The 24004-nt window shown below is 42.0% G+C and carries 25 protein-coding genes (1 of these 25 only partly in view); 11 read left to right on the forward strand and 14 right to left on the reverse strand.

Features of this window, described 5'->3' with window-relative positions; all coding sequences use genetic code 11:
- From H3299_RS12230 to H3299_RS12250, 6 genes are all read left to right on the forward strand, one after another.
- On the forward strand, window positions 1-589 hold the 3' portion of the coding sequence (locus tag H3299_RS12230) for an enoyl-CoA hydratase (RefSeq protein WP_182417926.1). 242 nt of this gene lie to the left of the window's left edge; 589 of the gene's 831 nt are visible here — the last part of the coding sequence; the start codon falls outside the window, past its left edge; the stop codon is at window positions 587-589.
- Between the two features lie 96 nt (window positions 590-685).
- The gene (locus H3299_RS12235) at window positions 686-2218 is read left to right on the forward strand and encodes a class I SAM-dependent methyltransferase (protein ID WP_182417927.1); all 1533 of its coding nucleotides are present in this window, start codon (window positions 686-688) and stop codon (window positions 2216-2218) included.
- Window positions 2219-2482: 264 nt separating this feature from the next.
- Complete coding sequence (gene fdhE, locus H3299_RS12240) at window positions 2483-3397, forward strand: formate dehydrogenase accessory protein FdhE (protein ID WP_182417928.1); 915 nt, start codon at window positions 2483-2485, stop codon at window positions 3395-3397.
- Window positions 3398-3412: 15 nt separating this feature from the next.
- The gene (gene selA / locus H3299_RS12245) at window positions 3413-4801 is read left to right on the forward strand and encodes an L-seryl-tRNA(Sec) selenium transferase (protein WP_371739544.1); all 1389 of its coding nucleotides are present in this window, start codon (window positions 3413-3415) and stop codon (window positions 4799-4801) included.
- Window positions 4802-4843: 42 nt separating this feature from the next.
- Complete coding sequence (locus tag H3299_RS15690; RefSeq protein WP_246708076.1) at window positions 4844-5248, forward strand: GTP-binding protein; 405 nt, start codon at window positions 4844-4846, stop codon at window positions 5246-5248.
- The gene (locus H3299_RS12250; RefSeq protein ID WP_246708077.1) at window positions 5212-6735 is read left to right on the forward strand and encodes a SelB C-terminal domain-containing protein; all 1524 of its coding nucleotides are present in this window, start codon (window positions 5212-5214) and stop codon (window positions 6733-6735) included. The genes H3299_RS15690 and H3299_RS12250 overlap by 37 nt, the downstream gene beginning before the upstream one ends.
- Window positions 6736-6746: 11 nt before the next feature.
- Here the strand turns inward: H3299_RS12250 and H3299_RS12255 are convergent, their stop codons facing one another.
- A complete protein-coding gene (locus tag H3299_RS12255) occupies window positions 6747-7682 on the reverse strand; it encodes a glycosyltransferase family 25 protein (RefSeq protein ID WP_182417929.1) in 936 nt (311 codons plus the stop codon).
- A 117-nt stretch (window positions 7683-7799) separates the two neighbouring features.
- Here H3299_RS12255 and H3299_RS12260 point away from each other — a divergent pair, with 117 nt between their 5' ends.
- The 4 genes from H3299_RS12260 to H3299_RS12275 all read left to right on the forward strand — a co-directional run bounded on the left by H3299_RS12260 (window position 7800) and on the right by H3299_RS12275 (window position 12434).
- On the forward strand, window positions 7800-10334 hold the full coding sequence (locus tag H3299_RS12260; RefSeq protein WP_182417930.1) for a ligase-associated DNA damage response DEXH box helicase: 2535 nt from the start codon (window positions 7800-7802) through the stop codon (window positions 10332-10334).
- A 157-nt stretch (window positions 10335-10491) separates the two neighbouring features.
- Window positions 10492-11385 carry a LysR family transcriptional regulator gene (locus tag H3299_RS12265; protein WP_182417931.1) on the forward strand — a complete coding sequence of 298 codons (894 nt, stop codon included), beginning with the start codon at window positions 10492-10494 and terminating at the stop codon, window positions 11383-11385.
- A 101-nt stretch (window positions 11386-11486) separates the two neighbouring features.
- Window positions 11487-11822 carry a DUF1330 domain-containing protein gene (locus H3299_RS12270; protein WP_182417932.1) on the forward strand — a complete coding sequence of 112 codons (336 nt, stop codon included), beginning with the start codon at window positions 11487-11489 and terminating at the stop codon, window positions 11820-11822.
- A 63-nt stretch (window positions 11823-11885) separates the two neighbouring features.
- A complete protein-coding gene (locus tag H3299_RS12275; RefSeq protein WP_182417933.1) occupies window positions 11886-12434 on the forward strand; it encodes a flavodoxin family protein in 549 nt (182 codons plus the stop codon).
- A 91-nt stretch (window positions 12435-12525) separates the two neighbouring features.
- On the opposite strand, the gene H3299_RS12280 is transcribed toward H3299_RS12275, so the two are convergent.
- Window positions 12526-12882 (reverse strand): hypothetical protein, encoded by a 357-nt coding sequence (locus tag H3299_RS12280; protein WP_182417934.1) that lies wholly within the window; start codon window positions 12880-12882, stop codon window positions 12526-12528.
- 143 nt (window positions 12883-13025) lie between these two features.
- On the opposite strand from H3299_RS12280, the gene H3299_RS12285 reads away from it, so the two are divergent.
- A complete protein-coding gene (locus H3299_RS12285; RefSeq protein WP_182417935.1) occupies window positions 13026-13319 on the forward strand; it encodes a PepSY domain-containing protein in 294 nt (97 codons plus the stop codon).
- A 240-nt stretch (window positions 13320-13559) separates the two neighbouring features.
- Here the strand turns inward: H3299_RS12285 and H3299_RS12290 are convergent, their stop codons facing one another.
- The 12 genes from H3299_RS12290 to H3299_RS12345 all read right to left on the reverse strand — a co-directional run bounded on the left by H3299_RS12290 (window position 13560) and on the right by H3299_RS12345 (window position 23933).
- On the reverse strand, window positions 13560-13832 hold the full coding sequence (locus H3299_RS12290; protein ID WP_182417936.1) for a hypothetical protein: 273 nt from the start codon (window positions 13830-13832) through the stop codon (window positions 13560-13562).
- Window positions 13833-14498, reverse strand: a complete 666-nt coding sequence (locus H3299_RS12295) for a lysozyme (protein ID WP_182417937.1) — start codon at window positions 14496-14498, stop codon at window positions 13833-13835.
- Window positions 14499-14533: 35 nt separating this feature from the next.
- Window positions 14534-15100 (reverse strand): hypothetical protein, encoded by a 567-nt coding sequence (locus H3299_RS12300; protein ID WP_182417938.1) that lies wholly within the window; start codon window positions 15098-15100, stop codon window positions 14534-14536.
- A 10-nt stretch (window positions 15101-15110) separates the two neighbouring features.
- Window positions 15111-16763, reverse strand: coding sequence for a phage tail protein (locus tag H3299_RS15575; RefSeq protein ID WP_210276104.1), 1653 nt, complete (start codon window positions 16761-16763; stop codon window positions 15111-15113).
- Between the two features lie 55 nt (window positions 16764-16818).
- Complete coding sequence (locus H3299_RS12310) at window positions 16819-17244, reverse strand: hypothetical protein (RefSeq protein ID WP_182417939.1); 426 nt, start codon at window positions 17242-17244, stop codon at window positions 16819-16821.
- Window position 17245: 1 nt separating this feature from the next.
- Window positions 17246-18190, reverse strand: a complete 945-nt coding sequence (locus H3299_RS12315) for a phage tail protein (RefSeq protein WP_182417940.1) — start codon at window positions 18188-18190, stop codon at window positions 17246-17248.
- Between the two features lie 153 nt (window positions 18191-18343).
- Window positions 18344-19393, reverse strand: coding sequence for a tail fiber domain-containing protein (locus tag H3299_RS12320; RefSeq protein ID WP_182417941.1), 1050 nt, complete (start codon window positions 19391-19393; stop codon window positions 18344-18346).
- A gap of 1 nt (window position 19394) precedes the next feature.
- A complete protein-coding gene (locus tag H3299_RS12325; RefSeq protein WP_182417942.1) occupies window positions 19395-19823 on the reverse strand; it encodes a hypothetical protein in 429 nt (142 codons plus the stop codon).
- Entirely contained in the window at window positions 19820-21286 is a 1467-nt protein-coding gene (locus tag H3299_RS12330; protein ID WP_182417943.1) for a hypothetical protein, read from the reverse strand. The genes H3299_RS12325 and H3299_RS12330 overlap by 4 nt, the downstream gene beginning before the upstream one ends.
- Before the next feature lie 73 nt (window positions 21287-21359).
- A complete protein-coding gene (locus tag H3299_RS12335; RefSeq protein WP_182417944.1) occupies window positions 21360-22058 on the reverse strand; it encodes a hypothetical protein in 699 nt (232 codons plus the stop codon).
- 228 nt (window positions 22059-22286) lie between these two features.
- On the reverse strand, window positions 22287-22712 hold the full coding sequence (locus tag H3299_RS12340; protein WP_182417945.1) for a hypothetical protein: 426 nt from the start codon (window positions 22710-22712) through the stop codon (window positions 22287-22289).
- 129 nt (window positions 22713-22841) lie between these two features.
- A complete protein-coding gene (locus H3299_RS12345; protein WP_182417946.1) occupies window positions 22842-23933 on the reverse strand; it encodes a N4-gp56 family major capsid protein in 1092 nt (363 codons plus the stop codon).
- Between the last annotated feature and the right edge of the window lie 71 nt (window positions 23934-24004).

Raw genomic sequence — 24004 nt, forward strand, 5'->3', positions numbered from 1 at the left:
AGCTGGTGCCGACATTAAAGAGATGCAGAGCCAAAGCTATATAGAAATGTATATGCAGGATTGGTTTGCCCAATGGCAAAAGTTCAGCAATCTGCGCACACCCACAATTGCGGCTGTTTCTGGCTATGCATTGGGCGGTGGCTGCGAACTTGCGATGATGTGCGACATTATTCTTGCCGATGAGACGGCTAAATTTGGTCAGCCCGAAATAAAGCTAGGCATCATGCCAGGCATGGGCGCCACCCAGCGCTTAACCAAACTTATCGGTCGGACGAAAGCAATGGACATGTGCTTAACTGGGCGCATGATGGGAGCAGAAGAAGCTGAACGCTGCGGATTGGTTGCACGAATTATTCCGAGCGAAAACTTACAAGAAGAAGCTTTGAAGACCGCAATTTCCATTGCCTCCATGTCGCGTCCGGTCGCGATGCTAGCCAAAGAAACGATCAAAATGGCTGAAGAACTGTCCTTGGAGCAGGGTTTACAGTTTGAACGGCGCATATTCCATTCGCTTTTTGCCCTAGAGGATCAAAAAGAAGGAATGGCTGCTTTTGTTGAGAAGCGCCAAGCGAAGTTTAATCACCGCTGACATAGGACCACATAATCCCGATGCCAAGGCAATATCTATAAATTAAAATATAAAAACATTCTAATATTAACACTAAAACAATAACAAGGTAAAAACATGACAAATATGTGGCACGATGGTTATGTCGCTGATATTGAATATACAACAGGTACATATGTCGAACAAACCCCCAGTCATATGGATATGGTATGCCAATTAAACGGTATTGAATTGCCAGTTCCTGCAGATGCAGATTATAATTATTGTGAGCTTGGCTGCGGACGCGGAGAAACATCGCTCCTAATTGCCGCAGCGAATAAGAATGCTAATGTTTGGGCATTTGATTTTAACCCTGCCCATATTTTTGAAGCAAGGCGCATGGCTGAAAAAGCCAATTTAAATAATGTACATTTTGAAGAATGCTCTTTCCAGCAAATAGCCGAAGAGCCTTGTCCTGAAGGTATGCCTTTATTTGATTATATTACACTGCATGGCGTGTGGAGCTGGGTAAGCGCGCAAAACCGCCAATATATCGTACAATTTATAAAAAAATATCTAAAGCCAGGCGGCATTGTTTATGTGTCCTATAATACCCTTCCTGCTTGGTCCGAAGTGATCCCTTTTCAAAAATTACTGTTCCAACTGGCACTTGAAGAAACTGGACGCAGCGACCAGCGCGTATTAAAGGCAGCCCACAGAATAAAGGACCTATTACCCGAAAATCTTCGCTTTATTCCTGAGCAATTTGTCCGCAAATTACCGGATAACGGCACATATCTTTCACACGAATATTTAAATCAAGATTGGGCCCCCGCATTCCATGTCGATGTTGCCAAGGATCTTAGTGAAGCCAAACTAAAATATGTCGGCATTTGTACCTATATCGAGAATTTTGATGAATTTGCATTTTCTTATAAACAAAGTAAGATTTTGGCGGCGACTGCCCCACAAACAGTTGAAACACTTAAAGATTATTTTATCAACCGTAAATTTCGTAAAGACCTATTTGCTCGGGGCTCCGTTGCCTTACAGCCAAAAAAAGCGCTTGAGCAATTAAAGAAATGTGTTTTACAACTTGCTGTCCCAAAAGAAAAAATCCTTTACTCTGTCGCCTCTCATGTCGGTGATTTAAGTCTTAACAAAGACTTGTTCGGCCCAATTTTTGATGCTTTGGAAAAGAAACCAATGAGCCTTGGCGAATTGGTAACACTTCCCGGAATTCCAGAACTTAATCCTAATGCAAGACAAATTATTGGCCTTTTACTCGCGGCAAATTATGTTCACATCATCAAACCGATAAAGATGCAGAAATCACGTGAGGAGGTAAGAAACTTCAATAAACTATACGTCAAAACCTGTCTTGAGCAGGAACGTAAATTGGGCATCCTTGCCTGCGCTGCAAGTGGCAACGGCTTTATAATGAACTTTTTTGATCTAATTGTTTTTGATGCCCTTGCCGATGGCAGCAAGCCAACCGTCAATGATCTTGCCAAGAAAATTTGGAAAAGAGCGATTGAGCGCAGCGATTCCCTATCTTTTGAAGGGGATATCATTCCAACTGAAGCCGATGCTGTTCGTTTGTTAAAACCCGACCTTACCAAAGTCGTTGAACAATCATTACCTATCTGGCAAAATCTTGGAATTTTATAATTTAACGCTGATTACAGCATTATGGACATAAAAGGCATGGTTATTTAACAATGCCTTTTAATTTTTATGCACGTAATTTAGCCTAAATGAAAGTAAAAAATAGTCTAATTATTCGTCGCTTTTGCGGCTTTAGCAAGTGGCAAGTTAATAGTTTTTCTAAAATACCCTAGCACTATTTAGCATTTCCATGTAAACATGGCCACTCACACATTCTTATATGTTTTAGAGCACTCGCTTTAGAACTATCAACTTACTGGATAGAAAATGCCACGTGATAAAAAATTTGAAGGTGATATGACAGCCGTTGGAACCATGCGCGAGCCACCAGTTTGCCGCGTTGCCAATATTGATCGCCTTTTTGAAGATAGGGCTTTGCGCTTTGAGCGTCTTGCTCCAACTAACCCCGTTTCAAGCTATATCCAATTCTTAACCGATTTAACCAAAGCCCAGCACGAAACAGCACAAAAATTCAAAGACGGTTTTACGTCTTTAACTGATGAAAAAAGCCAAATAAGCTTTGGCATGCCAATTATTGACCGCACAGCATTATATAGAAATCCGCTTGCCAATAAAATTACCAAAGATCTTTTTGCCCGTATCGAAAAAATAACTATGCCAGAAGCTTCAATGAAAGCTCTTGCCGCGGTAAAAAAATCAAAAATGATGCAAAAAGAAATTGCTGAAAATCTTAATGACCGCAAATTGCAAGAAGATCAATTACCAGAACATATTTTTATGTTGGCGAGCTTGCAAGTGCTTTATAGTTTGGCTGCATCACAAATTGACGCAAGCAATATCAAACCGCTTGAACAAAACCTATGCCCTGCTTGCGGCGGCACTCATTCAGCATCGCAAATTGTCAATTGGCCAAATGCTGAAGGCACACGCTTTTGTTCTTGCCTTTATTGCGGTACAATGTGGAATTACGTTCGCATAAAATGCACATTTTGCGGTGAAACCGGTGCTGTTGAATATGGTGAAGTTGCTGATGGGCCTGGTAGTATTTTAGTAGAAAGCTGTAGAGATTGCGGCAAATATTGCAAAATGACCGATGCGCAAAAAGATGTTAATCTAGATGTTTTTGCAGATGATATTGGGTCGCTAGCTCTTGATCTCTTGGTTAAACAAGAAGGCCGCTTTGTTCGCGGAGCTTTTAATCCATTTTTATATGGATTTTGATAAAGGATAGTGGTTGTGTTTTCAAAGCTGCCTTCGGTTGATTTGTTACTTTCACACAATCTTTTGGCTGATGCATTAAAAAGCTTTGGCCATAAGGCGACAGTTGAAGCGATTAGATCAGTTATCGACAATGAACGCTCAGTGATAAAAGCTGGACGCCCAGCGCGCGATACGGCACTTCTTGCAGGACTGGTTCTTGCAAGACTTGAAAGCGAATCCATATCGAAATTACGGCCAGTCTATAATCTTACGGGCACCATTTTGCATACCAATCTTGGCCGTGCAATTCTATCCGATGCGGCCATTGCAGCCGCAAGTGATGCTATGCGCAATCCAGTTGCGCTTGAATATAATTTAAAAAGCGGCAGCAGAGGGGAGCGAGATGACCATCTGCGCCAATTAATTTGCGAACTCACTGGCGCTGAAGATGCAACCCTAGTTAATAATAATGCTGCCGCTGTTTTTATTAGCCTCAACATGTTGGGGGAGTTAAAGTCAGGGCGCCGGCAAGTGATTATATCGCGCGGTGAATTGATTGAAATTGGCGGCGCTTTCCGCATGCCAGACATCATGGAAAAAGCCGGCGTTACTTTACGTGAAATAGGCACGACTAACCGCACCCATCGCGCGGATTATATTAATGCAATTAGTGAAGAAACTGCTGCAATAGCCAAAGTCCATACCTCAAATTTTGTCATTCAAGGTTTTAGCAAAAGCGTTTCAACTCAAGAAGTCGCCAATATTGCGCATGATGCGGGACTGCCGCTTTATGAAGATCTTGGCTCGGGCAATATTATTGATCTTCGACAATTTGGCTTACAGGCAGAACCATGTATCCGCGAAGTGGTCGAAGCAGGTGCTGATCTTGTTAGTTTTTCAGGCGACAAATTATTGGGGGGCCCCCAAGCTGGGTTTATTGTTGGTAAGGCTGAGCTTATTGCGCGCATTAATCGCAATCCATTAAAACGTATTTTACGCATGGATAAAATACGCATTGCGGCCCTTGAAGCTACTTTGCATTGCTACAAGAATGAAAGCCTGATGCTAAAAAATATTCCAACCTTACGCTTTTTGGCAAGAAAGCGTCAGGACATTGCTGAAATGGCCGGATTGTTATTGCCAGACATACAAAATAGCCTTGGTGATTTCTTCAATGCCGAAATACTACCATGCGAAAGTGAGGTCGGCTCTGGTGCAAGCCCGGCACAAACCCTGCCAAGCATTGCCATTGCAATCGAGAGCACGGGAAATGAAACCTTAAGCCTTAATCAATTGGCGCAAAAATTGCGCGAACTACCTGTGCCGGTCATTGGTCGTATGAAAGCCAATCGCCTTATGCTTGATTTACGCACATTGGAAGAACCACAGGCTTTTGCCGCCAATTTTGGATTACTTGATTTATGATTATTGGAACCGCTGGCCATATTGATCACGGAAAAACTAGCCTTGTCAAAAAAGCTTACTGGCATTGACACTGATCGCCTCATTGAAGAAAAAAAACGCGGCATCACGATTGAGCTAGGCTTTGCCTATAAAACAGCTGAAAATGGCGAGCGTCTTGGCTTTGTAGATGTTCCAGGCCACGAAAAGCTAATTGCAACCATGGCAACTGGCGCGGCGAGCATCGATTTTGCTTTGCTGGTAATTGCTGCAAAAGATGGCATTATGCCACAAACCCGCGAGCATCTTGATATATTATCACTTATGGGGATTACCAAAGGCGCAATTGCATTAACCCAAATTGATCTTGTTGATAGAGATCGACTCATCGCAGTTGAGCAAGAAATACAAAACTTTATACTCAAAATAGTTTTTTGCAAAATGCGCCAATATTCCCCGTCTCATCATTAACAGGACAAGGCATTAATGAGCTTTGGCAATTTTTAAGTTGTGAAGCACAAGAATTTAAACATCGCCCAATTGCTGGGCGTTTTCGTCAAACCATTGATCGCGCCTTTAGCGTTAAGGGCGCAGGAACAGTTATTACTGGCAGCGTCTTATCGGGGCAAATCCATAAAAATGACGACATCGTTGTGGCGCCACATCATTATAAAGGGCGCATTCGCACGCTTCATGTTCAAAATGAAGAAAAGTCACAGGCGATTAGCGGCGACCGCGCAGCATTAAATCTTGTTGGCGATATGCTTACATTAGACCGTATCAAACGTGGCGATATGGTGATTGATCCTTTTTTAGATCAACCAACCAACCGCTTTGATGTAAGGCTTCAAGTCTTAAACAATGAAAAAAAGAATTTGCAACAATGGTTTTCAGTGCGCTTTCACCATGGAGCGCGCGATATGGCTGCCCGACTTGTTTTTTTGGAAAGTGATGAAGGCACACCAAATAGCAAGCCATTAGTGCAAATAGTCAGTGAAGAACCAATTATTGCCGCCAGTTTTGACCATTTTATTATTCGTGATACATCGGCAAGCAGAACCATTGGCGGCGGTTTTATTATTGATCCCTTTGCCCCAGCGCGCAAAAGACGCAGCCCTCAGCGCCTGGCAATTCTTGACGCTTTAGAAAATCGCAATCATGCTGAGGCTTTAACCGCCCTCCTTGCAATTGAGCCATTTTTTGTCAATTGGCAAGAATTTTGCCGCGCCCGTAATTTAACCGATAAAGAAGCCGAAGATCTTTTAACCATTGTCAAAGTTAAAAAAATTGCCACCAATGACGGCACTGTCATTTTAAGTGATACTTATTTTGCAGCAATAAATGAAAAAGTCAGTGCTATTTTAACTGATTTTCATGCGACCGAGCCAGATTTGCAAGGCATCGGGCTAGAGCAATTGCGCCGTCAAACTGCGCCCGAGTTAAAAGCACCTTTTTTCCGTCTTTTGCTGCAAGAAGGCATTAAACAAAAACAATATCGAATTTTTGGCGCATGGGTTGGGCTTTTTGGTCATGAAGCACATTTATCCGCAGAAGATGAGGCAATTTTTCAAAAAATTTCCCCGATTTTAAACGGTGATTTGCGATTTAAACCACCGCGCACCCGTGATTTTGCCAATGATCTAACCATTGATGAAAGCCATATGCGTGCTATTTTGAAAGCATCTAGCCGCATGGGGCGCGTTTACGAAGTCGCGCAAGACTATTTTTTTCCAAAGCCAGTGCTAGCCCAAATTATCGACATCATGCGAGATATTGCCAGCCAAAAAGAAAAAGGCATTTTCGTTGCTGCGGATTTACGTGATCGCTTAGACAATGGTCGAAAAATAGCTATTTTATTGCTTGAATTTTTTGACCGACATGGCGTTACCATTCGCCGTGGTGACGAGCGTCGCCTTAATCCTTATCGATTAGATCTATTTAGTGACACCAGCCTATAAAGGCTAATTATTCAGCTTTTCTTTGCAAAGGCTACGCGTTTCCAGCGGGTCTTAGTCAATAGATTAATACCCAATCCCCAAAGCCCCGTCTTGCTGCGCTTTACCAACCGGCATAATTCGCGTTTAATGGTTTGTGCTTTAGTGCGTTTAACTTTCTTGGCTGTGGTGATTTGACTTCGCTCACCTTGCAACGTGCTTGGTAATTTAGCTTGTATAGCAATGGCAGGATCAAGCTGATAGGCTTTCAATTTATCGATAATGCCATAATCAAAATTAAATAACCAATGATCAAAAGGCGCACTTACATGCTGCATTTGCACTAATAATTTTTGCGCAGCCTGTTTTGAAACAATATAGGCAGCCGCCATGATATGAGTTGATTTTAATTCCGCAAGATAAAATTCTTGCCCCTTAAAACAACCAATTTTTTGCCCCTCACCCAGCCAAACTTTTTTGCCAGATGTTTCAAGTTTGATTATATCGCAGGGCGCATTACTTAGAGCGCATTTCGATCTGACTGGATCAGATCGGCGCTCTAATCCTTTGTTTACACCGCGTTTTTTGTCCGAAAACCGCTTCACACTTTTCGGAAAACGCTCTAAATTATTTTTGCTAAAATGCTCAATAATCCATTGGTCATCTTGCAAAATATCTCGCGCGCCCTCACCTAGCTCGACATCATCCTCAAATATAGCGCCATATTCATCATCACCGTCTGCAATAAGCTGCAACGCGCGGGCATGACTTAAAAAACAAGCAATTTCACCCTTGGTTAAAGGCTCCGTCCATATATTATTTTTTTGTATTTCGTTTACATCATCATCATTTAAATTTTGCGCGTCAATTGCAGCAACCCGCGTCAACTCAAGCTGCAAGTCACCAAAAATTTCCTGCAAACGTTTTAAGCGCTCTGGTGTGCGATCAAGATTGATGACATAAAGCTTCATAAGATTTCCTAATTTTTTTAAATCTAGTCTATTTTTTGTCTTTAGCAAACCGGCATTCAACAATTCCATTGTCAAAATGCATCACATTTCTTACTTTATAAATAATTACAACAATGGATGGCTTATTTGACAGAAATTAATATTCCTGCCCCTATAGATAAAATTAATCTTTTACCAGAAAAATTTAGAGATTGGTTTTTACAAAAAAACTGGCAGCCACGCCCCCATCAACTCGCCCTCATTGAAAAGGCTGAAAAAGGCCTATCAACTTTACTTATTGCGCCAACAGGTGCAGGTAAAACTTTGGCCGGCTTTTTACCTTCGCTCATTTCATTATTCAACCTATCGCGTACAAAAACCAAAAAGATTACGGGTATTCATACGCTTTATATTTCGCCCCTAAAAGCACTTGCCGTTGATATTCACCGCAATCTTACAATACCAATAGCAGAAATGGCGCTTGATATATCGATAGAGACGCGCACCGGTGATACACCGCAGCATAAACGCCAACGTCAAAAAATTACCCCGCCTGATATTTTATTAACCACGCCCGAGCAGCTCGCTTTATTGCTCGCAGCAAAAGATGCAAAACGCTTTTTTGAAGATTTAAAATTCGTCATATTTGATGAACTCCATGCCCTACACACATCAAAGCGCGGCCATCTTTTATCCTTAGGCTTGGCGCGATTGTTTAAACTCCAACCCAATTTACAAACCATCGGTCTTTCAGCAACAGTTAGTGATCCAAATGATCTACGTGGCTGGCTTGTGCCGCAAACTTGCGCATCGTTAAGAAATAACCTTGCCGAATTGGTCACTGTAAAAGGTGGCGTTCCCCCGCAAATCACCATTTTGAAATCTCATGCAAGATTGCCTTGGGCAGGTCATTCAGCCCGTTATGCGCTGCCAGATATTTATGATATCATCAAAACTGCAAAAACAACGCTTATATTTGTGAATACCCGATCACAGGCTGAAATGGTATTTCAAGAATTATGGCGCTTAAATGAAGACAATTTACCCATTGCCCTTCATCACGGCTCGCTAGATGTTGCCCGTCGGCGCAAGGTTGAAGAAGCGATGAGCCGCAATAGCCTTAAAGCAATTGTTGCAACCTCTACCCTTGATCTTGGTATTGACTGGGGCGATGTCGATCTTGTTGTCCATATTGGCGCACCCAAGGGGGCAAGCCGCCTTGCCCAGCGCATTGGTCGTTCTAACCACCGCCTTGATGAGGCAAGTAAAGCAATCCTTGTGCCAGCAAATTGCTTTGAAGTGCTAGAATGTCAAGCAGCCCTTGATGCCAATTATATCGGCGCGCAAGATAGCCCAAATATTAGCAAGGGTGCTTTAGATGTTTTAGCCCAACATGTGCTTGGCATGGCCATTGCCGCGCCTTTTGATGCAGATGATTTTTATGATGAAGTTACCTCAAGCATTCATTACAAAAATCTATCCCGCATTGACTTTGACCGCATATTGGATTTTGTCGCAACCGGTGGCTATGCTTTAAAAGCCTATGAAAACTTTGCCAAAATTCGCAAAAATAAGGATGGGCTTTGGCAGGTTAGCAATGCAAAAATTTCCCAGCAATATCGCTTGAACATCGGCACAATCATTGAAGCGGCTGAATTGCAAGTGCGCCTTATCAAAAAAGGCAGCCTGAAGCGCACGTCTTATGGTGGCAAGCAGCTTGGCAAAATCGAAGAAGGCTTTGTTGAATCCTTAGAAAATGGTGATACATTTTTTTTTGCAGGCTATGTTTTGCGCTTTGAAGGTATAAGGGATAATCAATGTTTTGTTTCGCTTTCACCAAAGCATGAGGCGCGCATTCCATCCTATGCTGGCGGTAAGTTTCCACTATCAACCTTTCTTGCGGCCCAAGTACGGGCCATGCTTGCCAAGCCGCAAAGCTGGCATAAATTGCCAGAGGCTGTGCGGCATTGGCTAGAAATGCAACAACAAAAATCAATTTTGCCAGCACAAAACGAATTATTAATTGAAACATTTCAAGAAAAAAAGCAGCATTTCCTCGTCGCCTATCCCTTTGAAGGCCGTCTTGCTCATCAAACCCTTGGCATGTTGCTTACAAAGCGTCTAGACCGCATGGGGCTTAATCCACTTGGCTTTGTCGCAACCGATTATTCCATTGCTCTTTGGGGGCTTAATGATTTAAATCAAGCTATTGCATCAAGGCAGTTAGATTTAAGCGAATTATTGAGTGAAGACATGTTGGGCGATGACCTTGAGGCATGGCTTGAAGACAGCCATTTATTGAAACGGTCTTTTCGAAATTGCGCGATCATTTCAGGGCTTATTAATCGCCGCCATTTTGGTACGATGAAAACGGGTCGGCAAGTCACCATTTCAACTGATCTTGTCTATGACGTTTTACGCAATCATCAAAAAGACCACATTTTATTAAAAGCAACCCGTCAAGATGCCGCCCATGGCCTTTTAGATATAGCACGCCTTGGTGATATGCTGGCACGGATTAAAAATCATATTCACCATCACCACTGCGCCCATATATCACCGCTTGCGCTACCAGTTATTATGGAGATCGGCCGCGAAATGATTCCAGGTAGCGGTCGAAACCTTATATTGGAAGAACTCGCGCAAGAATATGCTAATTTTGATTTTGGTTGATATACAAAAGCCAATCATTTTATTATTCATATTTACACGGTTTGGATGGTATAATACGCGCAATAAAACTGCATTTTATGCGTAAACATTAAAATGAGCATGGCGTTTTTAAATACCTCACTGCCCAAAAGGCTAAAGAAATTAAGCGGATAATACAATGTTACGTGAAAACATCCATGATCTTTTGTTGTTTTTTGTTGTTGCAAGAGAAAAGAGCTTTACACGGGCGGCAAGCCAACTTGGCCTTACTCAATCCGCGCTTAGTCACGCTATACGTGGACTTGAAGCGCGAATGAATTTAAGGCTTTTAACGCGCACAACCCGAAGCGTTGCAGTAACGCCAGCTGGTGAGCAGCTTATTCAAGATGTTTTTCCCTTGTTGCAAGAAGTTGAAGAAAAACTTGAAACCATCACCCAATTAAGCGGCCAACCATCTGGAACTATTCGCTTAACAACAGTCGATCTTGCCGCACAATATGTTCTCTGGCCTAAATTAAAAATATTTTTAGAAAAATACCCCAATATAAATATTGAAATTAGCAGTGATTACGGTCTTGTTGATATTGTAAGCAGCCGCTTTGATGCGGGTATCCGTCTAGGTGAGCATCTTGCCAAGGATATGATTGGCGTTTGTATAGGGCCAAATATGCATATGGCGGTCGTTGCAACGCCTTCTTATTTTAAACATTTTCCAAAACCAAAAAATCTAGAAGATTTAGATCAGCAAAATTGTATCAATTTGCGGTTGCCCACATCAGGCGGACTTTATCCTTGGGAATTTGATGTGGACGAAAAAACCGTCAAAATACGAGTGAAAGGGCAACTTACCTTCAATACCTACCCGCAAATATTAACTGCAGCCCTTGACGGCTTCGGTCTTGCTTACATTCCGCATGACATAGTTAAAAACTATATCACATCGGGCCACTTAATCAGCGTTCTTGAAGAATTTTGTCAGCCATTTCCAGGTTATTATTTATATTATCCAAGCCGCCGACATCATACAGCCGCCTTTAACCTTCTCGTACAAGCTTTGCGCTATCACCATTAATGAATGGCATTCATAAGTTCAATGATTGTAATACGACTAGTTATTTTTCAAAATCAAGATATTTAATCATTCATCACGCACATCCCGCAGGAATGATAAAAATGCAAGACACATCTTTAATAGTTGAAAATAAACCAGCCTATTTTGTCGCCGAGTTTTGGTTAAATGATTTAGAACCTATGCAAACTTATTCATCGCAAGTTCTGGCAACTTTAATACCTTTTAACGGCAAACTGATTGTACGCAATAATCAAACAATTCCATTGGAAGGAGAGTCAATAGCAAATGCAGCTATTGTAATCTTAGAATTTCCGTCAATGCAGCATGCAAAAAATTGGTATTACTCTAAGGCCTATCAAAAAATTATACCGTTACGCCATAAAGCAGGAAAAACCAACGCCTATCTGGTTGAAGGGCTTACACTACCATCTTCTTAAACCAATTTCTCTGTTCACCAATTTTTTTCAATCTAAACAATATAATTTAAGGAATATCACATCATGAAGATTGCAATCGTTTATCATAGTGGCTTTGGCCATACAGAAAAACTTGCCCAATATGTAGCAAAAGGTGCGAAGGAAGTGCAAGGCGCCGAAGTCTTTGAAATTAAACTTAGTGATGAGGCAACACCTTGGCCGTTATTGGAAGAAGCCGATGCAATTATTTTCGGCTCCCCTACATATAACGGAACAATTAGCGCACGTTTTAAGCAATTTATGGAAGAGTCAACCCGCCCTGCTTTTATCAAACAAGCTTGGCAAAACAAACTTGCAGCAGGCTTTACAACATCTGGTGCTTTACATGGCGATAAACTTAATAGCCTTATGACAATGAGTCTTTTTGCTGCTCAACAAGGGATGATATGGGTAAATCTAGGTCTGATGGCAGGAACTGCTGATACTGATTTAAACCCAATTGGCAGCTGGTTAGGTGCGATGGCACAATCAAGTGATGCATCACCAGAAATCACCCCTAAAATGAATGATTTACTCACCGCTCAATATCTTGGCAAACATGTTAGCGAAATAGCAGCAAAATTATCTCGATAATTATCCTAAATGTCTCATAAAACACTTTGGAAGTAGTTTTATTTAGCATTTTATAAAAAGTAAAAAGCGGGTTAAGGCTATAATACTAGTCTTAACTCGTAATTTTTCGCCTAAAATGTTTGATAATAATAACTAAGCTTTCAATCAAAGTTATGCCCAACGCACCACACATAAGACCAGCAAGGCCAGTTATACTTTCAGGTGATAATATTGCTCCTTGTTCAATTAAATCAAACTTATTTAAAAGATGTAGTGAAATATGGGTGACCGTTGGCGTCATATAAACGGCACAGATAGCCCCACCAATCCATTCACTTAATCGTTTCAACCAACTTTGTTTTGGGCCAGTTATTTGCCGTAAAACAGCACCAAGACTGCCGGCAAGCCCCGTCCAAAAAAGCCCAAATAGCGTTAGATACCAATCAGGCGGAATATTTCTCTCAGGCATTTTATATCTTTCTACAGTTAAAAAAACAGGTTTTACTTCCTGTCAGAACGCTGACGGCTCATGTGAGATTGGCGTCAGGGGAATCATGCTAGATAAGTTTCATCAAACAAAATCTTAAACAAACTCAATCATGGAGATGAAAAATGTCAGTTAAAACTTTACGAGCCCTTGTTGTTACCTCTGCAATAGCTGCAATTGGTGTTGCTGGTTTAGCGTCCGCTTCTTATGCGCAAAATGCGCCCTATCCTGCACAAACAAGTGCCCGCATCAGCACCTCACAGCTTGCCAGTAAAATTGAACAAGCGGGCTATCAAATTCGTGATATTGACCAAAAATATTACGGCTGGGAAGTTGAGGTGACAGACAGAAACAACCAGCGCCTTGAGCTTCGCGTTGACAATCAAGGCAATATTACCGGCCAAGAATATGATGATTAATCACATCATGTAGGTATATTTAAAAAGATGCCTTTTAGAGCGCATTTCGATCTGATTGGCGCTCTAATCCATTGTTTACACCGCGTTTTTGTTCGAAAACCGCTTCACAGTTTTGGGAAAACGCTCTAACAAGGGCATCTTTTTTTCCTTTACTTCCAACAGCCTTGCTTTTGGCCAAAGCGATTGGTTACCACAAGCCATTTGCTAAGTAGCGGCTCTTTCAAAACCAATTGGGCTGGCTCATTTATTTTCGGCGGTGGCGTCCACCCTGCGCAAGAGAGCCTCGCATGGATCATTTTTGGGGAACGGCTTTGACACCCCATTAAGGGCAAGGCACAAAGCATAATCGCTATATAGATCAACTTCATTTTGAATTTTACTCGCTAATTGGTAAGCTTTAACCGCAATTTCAAGCGCCGCCTCGCGCTCAAAATTGCGCCCATAAAAAAAGCCGCTTGATGCGGCGGCAAATAGACAAACAGCAATGATGCCAATTTTGTAAGGCCAAATCATTTAGGTATTTTCCTTTTTGATACGGCGAATAAAAAAAGCTGCACCAATAAAGGCAGCAACTACCATAACAATGGCTAAAGCCCATTGAAAAGGTCCCCCGCCACTCGCAAAACCGGTTAATCCTGATGCAGCTCCCAATATGGGGGCAATCACTTCTGGCTTGGTCAAAGGATTATCCTTAATTGGCTGCGGTTTGATATAATTGGATGAAACAAATTCGCCCTTTGCCCATAAACCACCTTCCGCAGATCGTCGATTAACCAGTCCTTGCAAGCGTTTACCGCCGGCATTAACCCATTTCATCAATTCCATCGGCACCGCTTCATAATCGCCCTTATTTAATTTTTTAAGCAAAGACGATTTTTTAAAAGCCCCAACCCCAACATTATAGGCAAATGAAACAAGGGCTGCGAATTGGCTATCATTCAGTTTAACTTTAACTGCTTGTTCAACCGCCTGTTCAAATTGCCTTAAATCACGCATTAAAATATGAGTGGCCTCAACATCGGTAATTACCATACCTGGCCGTACATATGGATCACCTGCCATGCCAGTATGACCATAGCCAATTGTCCAAATATTGGCACTATCTTGATAAGCGTTTAGGCGTAAACCTTCCCAACGTTTGATGTGATCCAACCCTTGTTGATTAATTTTTCTAGTCACGAAATCACCTTTCTAGGATAAGAATCTATCCCCAATTATATGTTGGAAAATTCATGCCAAGCTTCATTAAAACTATCCCAGTCAAGCGCCAAACCACTCACAATATGCTGAACTAAGAAATGCTCATGGTCAAAACTCAAACCATAATCCCACTCTATTTGCGCATCTTCTTTTTTAGGCGATGGCAGAGTGTTGATCACGCCTTGCACAAGGGGCAATTTATCAAGCTTGCGTAATAACAAACGGATTTGCCGCGCAGTTAAAACAGGATAGACTTTTTCTTGCCCAACTTTCTGTTGATCTATTTTTGGCGGTTGGCGCAAAAGTCCAATTTCGGCAGGGTTACCCAAGGTAGTAATTTCCACCTTGGTGCCATTGCTATCAAACCAAACGTCACCGCGATAATCTGCAATAATTTGCCATTTATCTTGTTCAGGCAAAAAAACAACATTTTGATTTTTTTTAAATTTTGGCGGTGACTGCAAGGTTGAAAAGGCGGGAAACAACCAAACACCCTCCTCCATTGGCGAGCGATCTGCAAAAGTTGTCCCTAAATATTCAAGACTACTTGGATGATAATTATAAATTTTTGGTGCGTTCATAATTTTAACCTTAATAACGAATACAAGCTAATAAAGCGATATTGCGTGGGCGATTTTCATCTGCGGTAGGAACAACACTTGACGCATCAAATGTAAGTATACTGCCCGGTGTTGGAACGGATGGATTAATAAAACGAAAGCCTGACGGATTATTAAGCGAAAAGGCGCCGCTCGCAGCTTGCCATGGCACAGCGCTAGAAGACCCCAATCTTGCAGTAATATTACGTATCGCGTCCCCCTGCGCCGTACCAATTCCACGCCCGGTGTCAATGCCGCGTCCGTCATCAAAGCTACGCAAAAACTCACCACGCAAATCAGGAATTCGAAACATCGACACTTCGCCCGTGCCGTAAGAAAAGCACCCTTGGGCACCGGCCTGCCAGTCACTCTCACTAACAACAGCACCTGTTTCCGTGGCAAAAGCCCAAAGGTCAGGGTATGATATTCTTGATATCAATGCGCCATTGGCCTTCAACCAACCAGATGGCGGATTATTAGCAGGAAAAAAGGCAATCTGGCCAATTAAACTGCGCTGTGCAGCTAAAATAGCAACAATTGCACGCCGTTCAGTTGTACGTAAAAATAGATTGCGGCTCCCTTCATTAAGGTTATCAGCGTCATAAATATCTGCTGCCACATTATTGGGATCATAGACCGATTTGGTCATATCTCCACTACCTGATCCACCACCCGATCCACTTGCGGTAATTGTGGCCCAACTCCCATCACCGCGTAAAAAGCTCGCGCTATTGGCAGTACCAGTAGCAGTAATGTCGGCAACAACGATTTTACTTTTGCTGGCTAATGCGCCAAGATCGGCAGGCTGGACAGATGTTTGCGCCTTAGCTATCGCGGCAATACTTGTCGCATTAAGTGACAATTCAATCTTGCTCGCACTCAAAGTACCGCCACCGGTTAGACCAGTGCCAGAGGAAATTTGAACCGTTTTAGCTGCCGCATTATCCAATAATGCCTTATCACTTGTAGTAAAAATTTTGTTGGTTGTGCCAGCAACCATATTATCCATATTAAATGCATCAGCATTTTTACCGGCAGGATCATAGACCGATTTGGTCATATCTCCACCACCTGATCCACCTCCCGATCCACTTGCGGTAATTGTGGCCCAACTCCCATCACCGCGTAAAAAGCTCGCATTATTGGCAGTTCCACTTGCAGTAATATCAGCAACAACGATTTTACTTTTGCTAGCCAATGCGCCAAGATCAGCAGGCTGGACAGATGTTTGTGCCTTAGCTATCGCAGCGAGACTGGAAGAATTTAATGAAAATTCAATACTGCGATCACTTAAGGTACCACCGCCTGTCAAACCGCGTCCAGGAGATAGAATTAAAAATCTAGAAGCGGCATCATTTGCTTTATCCAAAGCATTTAAAGTTGCCTCTGATAGATTAAGGGTTCTATCCTCACTAAAATCACCACCACCTTGCAAACCATTGCCAGCAATAATTTTACGATCTGGATTAACCGCCCGATCAGCTTTTAAGCCCTGTTCAGATGTTGCAAAAGCCGAAACATCTTCTACTGCAGCACTGCCAAGGCTAGCTGGCACTACAACTTTATCAACTGCAATTCCTGCCACCACCTCTTGTTTGGTTGCGGCTGGCAATTCAAAATTATGGGTGTGATAGGGAACAGCCATAGGTTAACTCCATAAAAAAGCCGCTTAAAGCGGCAGATAAATTATAATGATGATTTTAAAACCAACGGCCTATGGCCATTCTTTGCGGCGGCTTCATATTACTGGTTAACTCATTGGCATTACGACTAAACAGTACTTTTGCTCTGTCAATCTCACTAATAAGCACAGAACTATTATTTTGCACTGCCAATGGCGTAATTGTCACAACTGGTGTTGACACGAAAGCAGCTGGAAAAATCCATTCATCAAAGGATTGATTATCGCTACGCCTTACTGACGATACAGAATTTGCCCAGCAAAGCTGCGTACCATCAGCAAATCGCACAAAGTCCCCATTTTCATTGCTGCCACTTGTTATACCAGCTTTTAAAACCGCATTAAGTGGCGCATGCACCATTTCATTATTAGCATAGATAATTACGCGAATTTTTTCCGGCTCTTTAATGCCCGAAATTGCAAAAGGTGTTTGACTTGCACTCATTTTACACCTTTATCGCATATAAAATACCAAGATTAATTGGGCGTGCTTCATTACCACCATCAGAATTAATGGTATGATTATGATCGCCATTAGTTGTTGTGGTGCGTGTTTCTTCACGCACACCAGGAACAAACGCGTTATACCCAAAGTTGCCAGCAGCAACAACGTCTATATATCTATAGGTAAAATTATGATTATGGTTACCATTGGTACTTGTCACCCCACCATGATTATGGGCGCGATTTTGGCTATCTTGAAACGTTGCAAAAGCACGGCCACTATCAATTCCACGTCCATGGTCCCAACCGCGTAAAAACACCCCACGAAAATCAGGTAGATTGAAACTGGTTTGCCCATCACCCCACCCCCAAGTGCCACCAATGGCATTAAACAAAGCAGGATAAACAGTACGTGAAACTGCGGCGCCGTTACATTCAAGCCAGCCAGTTGGCGCAAACGCCATAGCAAAAGGTGCAATCATACCTGTAGGAATGGCTTGGCTCGGTGTTGGCGCTGCTAAAAACCAGCCCCCGCCGCCATTATTCAAACTTTGTTGGTAAACCACCTCATAAATACCACCAATTTTAATTTCACCACCTACTAAAGCAGTTACACCATTAAAATTAGATTGAAATATTGGACGTGCACCAAGACCATTCAAATTTAAGGTCGCATTACCATTATTATTGCCAACTGCTCGAAACCGCACCAAAATACCATCAAAAAGGCTAGTTATCGTTGCATTGCTGCGTAATTCCACACTATTTGCACTTCCGCCAGCGATCAGTGTGCCACCAATATCGGCGATATATTCGCGAATACGCTGCATCATTGCCCGCGCCGAATTATTTACCGAACTTGGTGGCTGCCCTTCCGACCAATTGATAATATCATCGGCATTAGCATTATTTGCCGCATTGAGCGACCAATCATAAATTGTGCTCATCACCATCTCCAAATTATTAAGGGAAAAACTTAAAAAGCCTTTTTAGGCAAGTTTAGAGCGCATTTCGATCTGATTGGATCAGATCACCGCTCTAATCCATTGTATACACCGCGTTTTTGTCCGAAAACCGCTTCACACTTTTCGGAAAACGCTCTAATGGACTAATTCCATAGCAAAGCCGATCTCACTATAGTCGACACAATAAAGACCATCACTTTCATCAATCAACACCGCTTGCGGTTTAATCGATAAAACATCTTGCGCCATCACGCCGCGATAACGTTGTGGCTGCCCACAATAATTAAACTCATAAAGCGGATAGCCGTTGCGATTTCCAATTTGAACAATGTTCTCTTTGGCGCGAATATCAGACTTGCCGATCAAACCACCAACGGTTTTCGCCGTATCCAACAGGCTTGGCTTTTTGGTTGTCTGGCTTTGGCTCGAACCACTGCTTGTGCCATAATTGCCCGAAAAACCAGTTGCCGCATTTTGCAAAAGATTAAGCCTACTCCAATCACGGTTATCATCTTCAAGCCATTTTTGCCAATCAGCATCAACTTGCGCCTGCGCGTTGTCATCAAGCGTCTGGCCACCATTTAATGCGTTGCGCCAAGCATTGCTTTCATTACCTAAATAATTGGCAGCACCTGCCACTTGCCCTTGATTAGCACTGTCAATCTGACTATTGGCAGTTAGCATATTTTTTACATCTTGATTATATTGGTTGGACAAAGCGGAGGTTGCAACTTGGCCTAGATTATTGGCAAGAACTCCCGAATGCGCACCCGAGCCATATCGCCCAGCACCTGCCATCTGGCTATTAATGGTAGTGGCAGTATTATTCAACGTATTTTGTAATGCTTCGTTAAAAGCACTATTATTGCCAATTAAATCACCTGATGCCATTTTTGTTAAATTACTAGCACTTGAGGTAGGATTATTCATCAATTGGCGAAGATAATCATTGTTAAAATTATTAGCGCTTGCATTTAAACCATCAATGGCAGATTTTGTTGTATCACTTAAATCTGCAGCACGCTGCCCTTGATAAACATTACCGCCTTGTCCATTTTGATAGGCCGAAAGAGCATCACTTGCCCCTTGCTGAAACAAAGCTTGCGACCAAGCTGGCGGCGCATTGGTCTGGCTTTCCGTTTGTTTTTGTTCGCTCTTACTGTTTTTACTTGTGCTACCACCCATATTAAAGCTCCTTATAATAGCGGACAAACTTTGCCGCATATCCATGTTTTGCTAAAGCTTTGCGCCAACCTAATCGCCCAATCGGGCAAATTTCATCAAAGCCATTATTTCGCGCCCAAACTTCAATTGTCTTAATCAAATCGGCTATAAATGGTCCACCCTCACCCGCCAATTCTAATAAAAGCAAACGCTTACGCCCGGTTTCAGTCTCCTCACTCTGGCTTGTGACAAAAGCAACAAAGTCCTTTTTTTCATCCAAAATGAGCCATAGCTGCTCAACCCCCTCGGCAATATTGCGGGCAAGATTGGCAATGCTAATATCGTCTGGAAAACGCTGCTCCAGTTTTTTCATGGCTTCGCCTATTGCCTTGCTATATGGCGCAATTTCATCAAAGCTCCACTCACTGGTTAAATAGATTGATAGGCTCATCGCATCCCCGCAAAATTAAAATCAACATCAAAACCCTTTACATGTTTCCAAACCTCACCGACTGGAACACGCAACCTAAATTTATGGAAACGCCCGCGCGCGCGCATGTGATAACGGCCACTATTATAAGAAGGCAATTTTTCCACCCCCCATCGAATTGGGTCATAAAGGTTACGTCGAAATCGTGTTCCAACACTTAAAAATGCCTGATCGGTATCAATGGCCGCAAACACTGAGCTAATTCGTTGCACACTACCCGCGGTTGAGCCAATCTCTTGCGATGAAACAATCGCCTCCATCCCAGTGCCAGAAAATGCACCAAGGCGATAATCTGCCGAAAACGCTCCTAAAATCGGTGCGCCGCCCTGCCAAGCCTTGCTGTCTAATGAAAATGGTAGGGCTTCAAGACTCATTGATACACGGTCTAAACCATCAAGCGTATAGCCAGCATTATAAATCGGTAAAACGCCGCAAGTCTCAACATTGACCAAAGACCAACGTTGCAAGCCCCAATCATAAATCAGCATTTCTCTAAAAATACCAGTTCCCAAATAATCGGTAATCCAGTAAACACGGCTATAAAATGGATCAATGGCACCAAACATGCTGGAAATATCAACGGCATTTAATTTAGAAAAAACACTGCGATCGACTTTTTCAAAGCCAATCGGATTAATTGTGCCATCCATACTTATTTGAAAAAAGCCACCCTCATCAGCATAAAAAGCATAAGAACCCCGACATGCAATCGAAGCGGCTGACTTCGCACCACGTTTATCGTGAATTTTTTGAAAACTAAAAATAATGTCAGAACCGGGCACGAAGGTGGCACGATAAATAGCAGTTTGCAAAAATACAATTGGATTTGTTGTTTCACTAGAGCCTTGAACATTGCCACCATCGGGAAAATTTTGATAATCACAATTTTTTTGCCCCACCGTCCACCATTCAGCGTCATTAAGCCCTGACCAATGAACACGGTTTGGAAAATCAGGCAATTGCATAAGACAAACAAAATCACCCCAAACCCGCACTAAACCTGCTCGCGGCGGATCACCACCAAGATTACGAAAACGACTTGCTTGCCCAATGATAAAGACTTGCGGTGCATCGTTTTTATTCACCGCAATAACATAATTGCCAAATGCCGCAAAACTCCAACGCGCATCTTCATTGGCTGAATAGCTAAAATTCTCTTTACCAATATTTTTCCAGGTTAAATCAGTATTATCTAGCATATAAAGACCAGTGTCAGTACCACAAAATATAAGCGTTGTGCCATCAACGGCGCGCACAGCAATGCCACCTAACGGCTTTGCCATCAAATTACCGGTAAAAACTTCAAAAGAAGGCATTGGTATATAAGAGCCATCGGCAGGAATAACATTGCAAATATCATCGGTAAATTGACCATTTATATCAGCAACATCAGGGCGATATTCAGCAATAGGAAAAAAAGCCATCGACTTTTCCTTTCAAAAGGCAATTTTCAAAAACATTTTGTGACAAAAAAGCAGTTTTCTTTTCCTAAAAATGCTAAAAATTTGTCGGATAGATGCGGCCTCGGCCATTGCGACGCGAGGTCTCGGCTCTTAATGCGGCTAATTGCTCATAAAAATCATTCAAGGCACTTGCAGCAATATCGCCATCTTTTAAAATGTCCTTATAAAGCTCATATTTCGCCCTCGCGCGAATTAAATCAAAAGCCTCATAAAACCAAGGATTTGGCTCACTCGCCGAAGTAATATTGCGAAATCGCACCGGCGATAATTGCAATCTTATTTGATAGGCTGTGTCAGGAATAGGATAAAACCGTAATTTTTGCCCAAAATAACTATAATAGATAGGTTCGCCGCACATATTGCTTTGGTTGGTTTCCATAAACTCCGGCGGTTTTGCTGTTAAAGACACATAGTGATTATTATCCCTTTGGCAATAAACCTGAGAAAGACCAGCTAGAGTCGCAATCGCCTCATTATCATTAGCTGAATAAAATTCCTGATCTTGTTTGGTAAAAAAACTCACCTCACGACTTTCATTAAAATAAAAAGGTTCACGCTCACAAAATCTAATAGCTGAAAAGATTGCTTCTTGGATCTGCGCCAAATATTCATTATTTGTGTCATCAAGATCGTCAGAAATACTATTGATCAAATCAGTAAACGTCTTAATTTGCGGTGCTAAAACTGTGGGTATGCCTGAAATCGGGCCACCCGTTGTTACGATAACTGCCATTCATCCCTCGCATAGGTCATCATTCAATCAAATGACAAAACGCATTTGAAAGTAATAAAAAATATTTTGGATTGGAAATTAATCAGGAGCTTAATCGGATTGCATTCCGGTCAACTGCCAAAGTCCGGAAACTTATAAGCAATAACCTTTGCTAATACCTCTATTTCAGTAATTTTCGTTATTGCATTGCAAAGGCATAAAAGTTTATTTCATCTTTCACTACAAATGCTATAAATCGTTTTTTACTTCTCCCTGCCGCCATCTGCCTCTAAGTGTTGCCCATTCATTTTCGCATCGAACAAATGTTAATATCTCTTTTTCAAGTGTTATGACACATGAACCTGCACCATTATTGTTAGGCTTGCGAAAAAATAATTGATTATCTTTTATAAACCAATCATGCCAATACATATAAAAATAACCATGCTCTTGGCTACCGTCAGGTAAAAGACTATTCACATAGCGCGGTATTTTAAAAATTTTTTCCTCAAAACAAAGTGGATCTAAATATACATCTTCAGAATCTTTTATAATTTGATAAAAGCATTTTCCTATCAAATCAGTTTTATTAACATTTTGAGAAAAAGCCATATTCACATTGACAAGCGAAAAAGACAAAAAAGTGATAAAAGCTATTTTAAAAATAATATTCACAATATATTCGCCATTTTTATTATAATTTTTATTATTAAATAGAATTTAGTTTTTAAAATGGCAAAATTATTATCTCCCTTAAAGTAAGGGCAAGGTTTGCCTGCCCTTACCATAATTTAAATCATGTTATTATGCAGGTGCGGCATAGGTGGAAATAACGATGGAACCAAAGTCTTCATTATTGAACACTGTTTTCTTAAAGCCAAAAACAGTTTTTGCAGCAACACCTAATTCGCGTTGATAATCAAACAACTCTTCAACCAACTTATATTTTTCAGCAGAGCGATCCTTACCAAAAGCAATAACACCGGCTTGCCCACCAAGTAAAACCGCACGGCGCACATTCGGCAATTCAACACCAGTATCGCTAAGGCCAGGCATAATATGTTCAGCTTCGCGCAAGATAACGCCATTATACATACCCAGTGAACCATCAAAAATCGGATTTTTTGACCGAGATCCCATATAGGCAGCTTTTTGAATATCAAGCCACTGACCCGCAGATGTATTGGTACGCAATGATGTCACCTGTGTTGGGTGCAAATAAAGCACATAAACATTTTCACCATTCATACGCACTGGACGAATTTTAGGATTGGCAAGTTTCGCCTTTTCGACAGCCCGATCAATCAAAGAAAGGTTAAAGCTATCTGCCACCGCAAGTGCTGCTTCATTGGCTTTGTTATTGGCACGGAAAACGCGGTTAACCGTCGGCGCTGTTGGTTGGTTAAAACCATAATGAACCGATGATAGGGTTAGCGAATTCCCTTCAAAATTAAGTGTTTTGCCAGTATAACCACAAAGATGCAAAAATGCTGTCATTGACAAGCGGTCGGCATACCAATCAACCAGACCAGCATTGGCTTCTTCACGCAAGTTAAACGGCACGCGCTGCGCATCAATCGTGCCATCATTTTTTACCCGTACGGCATGGGCAAGTTCGTTAAGCATCAAACTGTCACTATAAGTGCTCAAGGCTTCTTCACGCCCCTCAAGCTCGGTGCCTTCAGTTACACCATCACCAATTAATTGGCGGCGCAGCCCAAAAGTCACCTTATCGCCCGCTCCTTTGGAAGTCTCATCCTTTAATTGGATAATACTGCTAGATGATGTGCCAATCAGCGGCGCAATCGCTGTCGCTTTTGAAATTTCTGCCGCAAGCTGACGCGACCAGGTTTTAACCGCCAAAGGATTATTGACATCAATATTGGTTACAGCCATGTGCTGTTTCTCCTAAAAATGAATTGGAAAAAATAAACACCCAACAAATGAGGCCCATGCCCAATTATGGG

It is taken from the genome of Bartonella sp. HY038 (genome assembly GCF_014117425.1).
Taxonomy (GTDB): Bacteria; Pseudomonadota; Alphaproteobacteria; order Rhizobiales; family Rhizobiaceae; genus HY038.

What these genes read in the sequence shown, in the direction of transcription:
- H3299_RS12235 (WP_182417927.1), top strand. Translation starts at nt 686, where the DNA reads ATGACAAATATGTGGCACGATGGTTATGTCGCTGATATTGAATATACA.
- fdhE (WP_182417928.1), top strand. Translation starts at nt 2,483, where the DNA reads ATGCCACGTGATAAAAAATTTGAAGGTGATATGACAGCCGTTGGAACC.
- H3299_RS12255 (WP_182417929.1), bottom strand. Translation starts at nt 7,682, where the DNA reads ATGAAGCTTTATGTCATCAATCTTGATCGCACACCAGAGCGCTTAAAA.
- H3299_RS12260 (WP_182417930.1), top strand. Translation starts at nt 7,800, where the DNA reads ATGGCTTATTTGACAGAAATTAATATTCCTGCCCCTATAGATAAAATT.
- H3299_RS12265 (WP_182417931.1), top strand. Translation starts at nt 10,492, where the DNA reads ATGTTACGTGAAAACATCCATGATCTTTTGTTGTTTTTTGTTGTTGCA.
- H3299_RS12270 (WP_182417932.1), top strand. Translation starts at nt 11,487, where the DNA reads ATGCAAGACACATCTTTAATAGTTGAAAATAAACCAGCCTATTTTGTC.
- H3299_RS12275 (WP_182417933.1), top strand. Translation starts at nt 11,886, where the DNA reads ATGAAGATTGCAATCGTTTATCATAGTGGCTTTGGCCATACAGAAAAA.
- H3299_RS12280 (WP_182417934.1), bottom strand. Translation starts at nt 12,882, where the DNA reads ATGCCTGAGAGAAATATTCCGCCTGATTGGTATCTAACGCTATTTGGG.
- H3299_RS12285 (WP_182417935.1), top strand. Translation starts at nt 13,026, where the DNA reads ATGTCAGTTAAAACTTTACGAGCCCTTGTTGTTACCTCTGCAATAGCT.
- H3299_RS12290 (WP_182417936.1), bottom strand. Translation starts at nt 13,832, where the DNA reads ATGATTTGGCCTTACAAAATTGGCATCATTGCTGTTTGTCTATTTGCC.
- H3299_RS12300 (WP_182417938.1), bottom strand. Translation starts at nt 15,100, where the DNA reads ATGAACGCACCAAAAATTTATAATTATCATCCAAGTAGTCTTGAATAT.
- H3299_RS15575 (WP_210276104.1), bottom strand. Translation starts at nt 16,763, where the DNA reads ATGGCTGTTCCCTATCACACCCATAATTTTGAATTGCCAGCCGCAACC.
- H3299_RS12310 (WP_182417939.1), bottom strand. Translation starts at nt 17,244, where the DNA reads ATGAGTGCAAGTCAAACACCTTTTGCAATTTCGGGCATTAAAGAGCCG.
- H3299_RS12315 (WP_182417940.1), bottom strand. Translation starts at nt 18,190, where the DNA reads ATGAGCACAATTTATGATTGGTCGCTCAATGCGGCAAATAATGCTAAT.
- H3299_RS12320 (WP_182417941.1), bottom strand. Translation starts at nt 19,393, where the DNA reads ATGGGTGGTAGCACAAGTAAAAACAGTAAGAGCGAACAAAAACAAACG.
- H3299_RS12325 (WP_182417942.1), bottom strand. Translation starts at nt 19,823, where the DNA reads ATGAGCCTATCAATCTATTTAACCAGTGAGTGGAGCTTTGATGAAATT.
- H3299_RS12330 (WP_182417943.1), bottom strand. Translation starts at nt 21,286, where the DNA reads ATGGCTTTTTTTCCTATTGCTGAATATCGCCCTGATGTTGCTGATATA.
- H3299_RS12335 (WP_182417944.1), bottom strand. Translation starts at nt 22,058, where the DNA reads ATGGCAGTTATCGTAACAACGGGTGGCCCGATTTCAGGCATACCCACA.
- H3299_RS12345 (WP_182417946.1), bottom strand. Translation starts at nt 23,933, where the DNA reads ATGGCTGTAACCAATATTGATGTCAATAATCCTTTGGCGGTTAAAACC.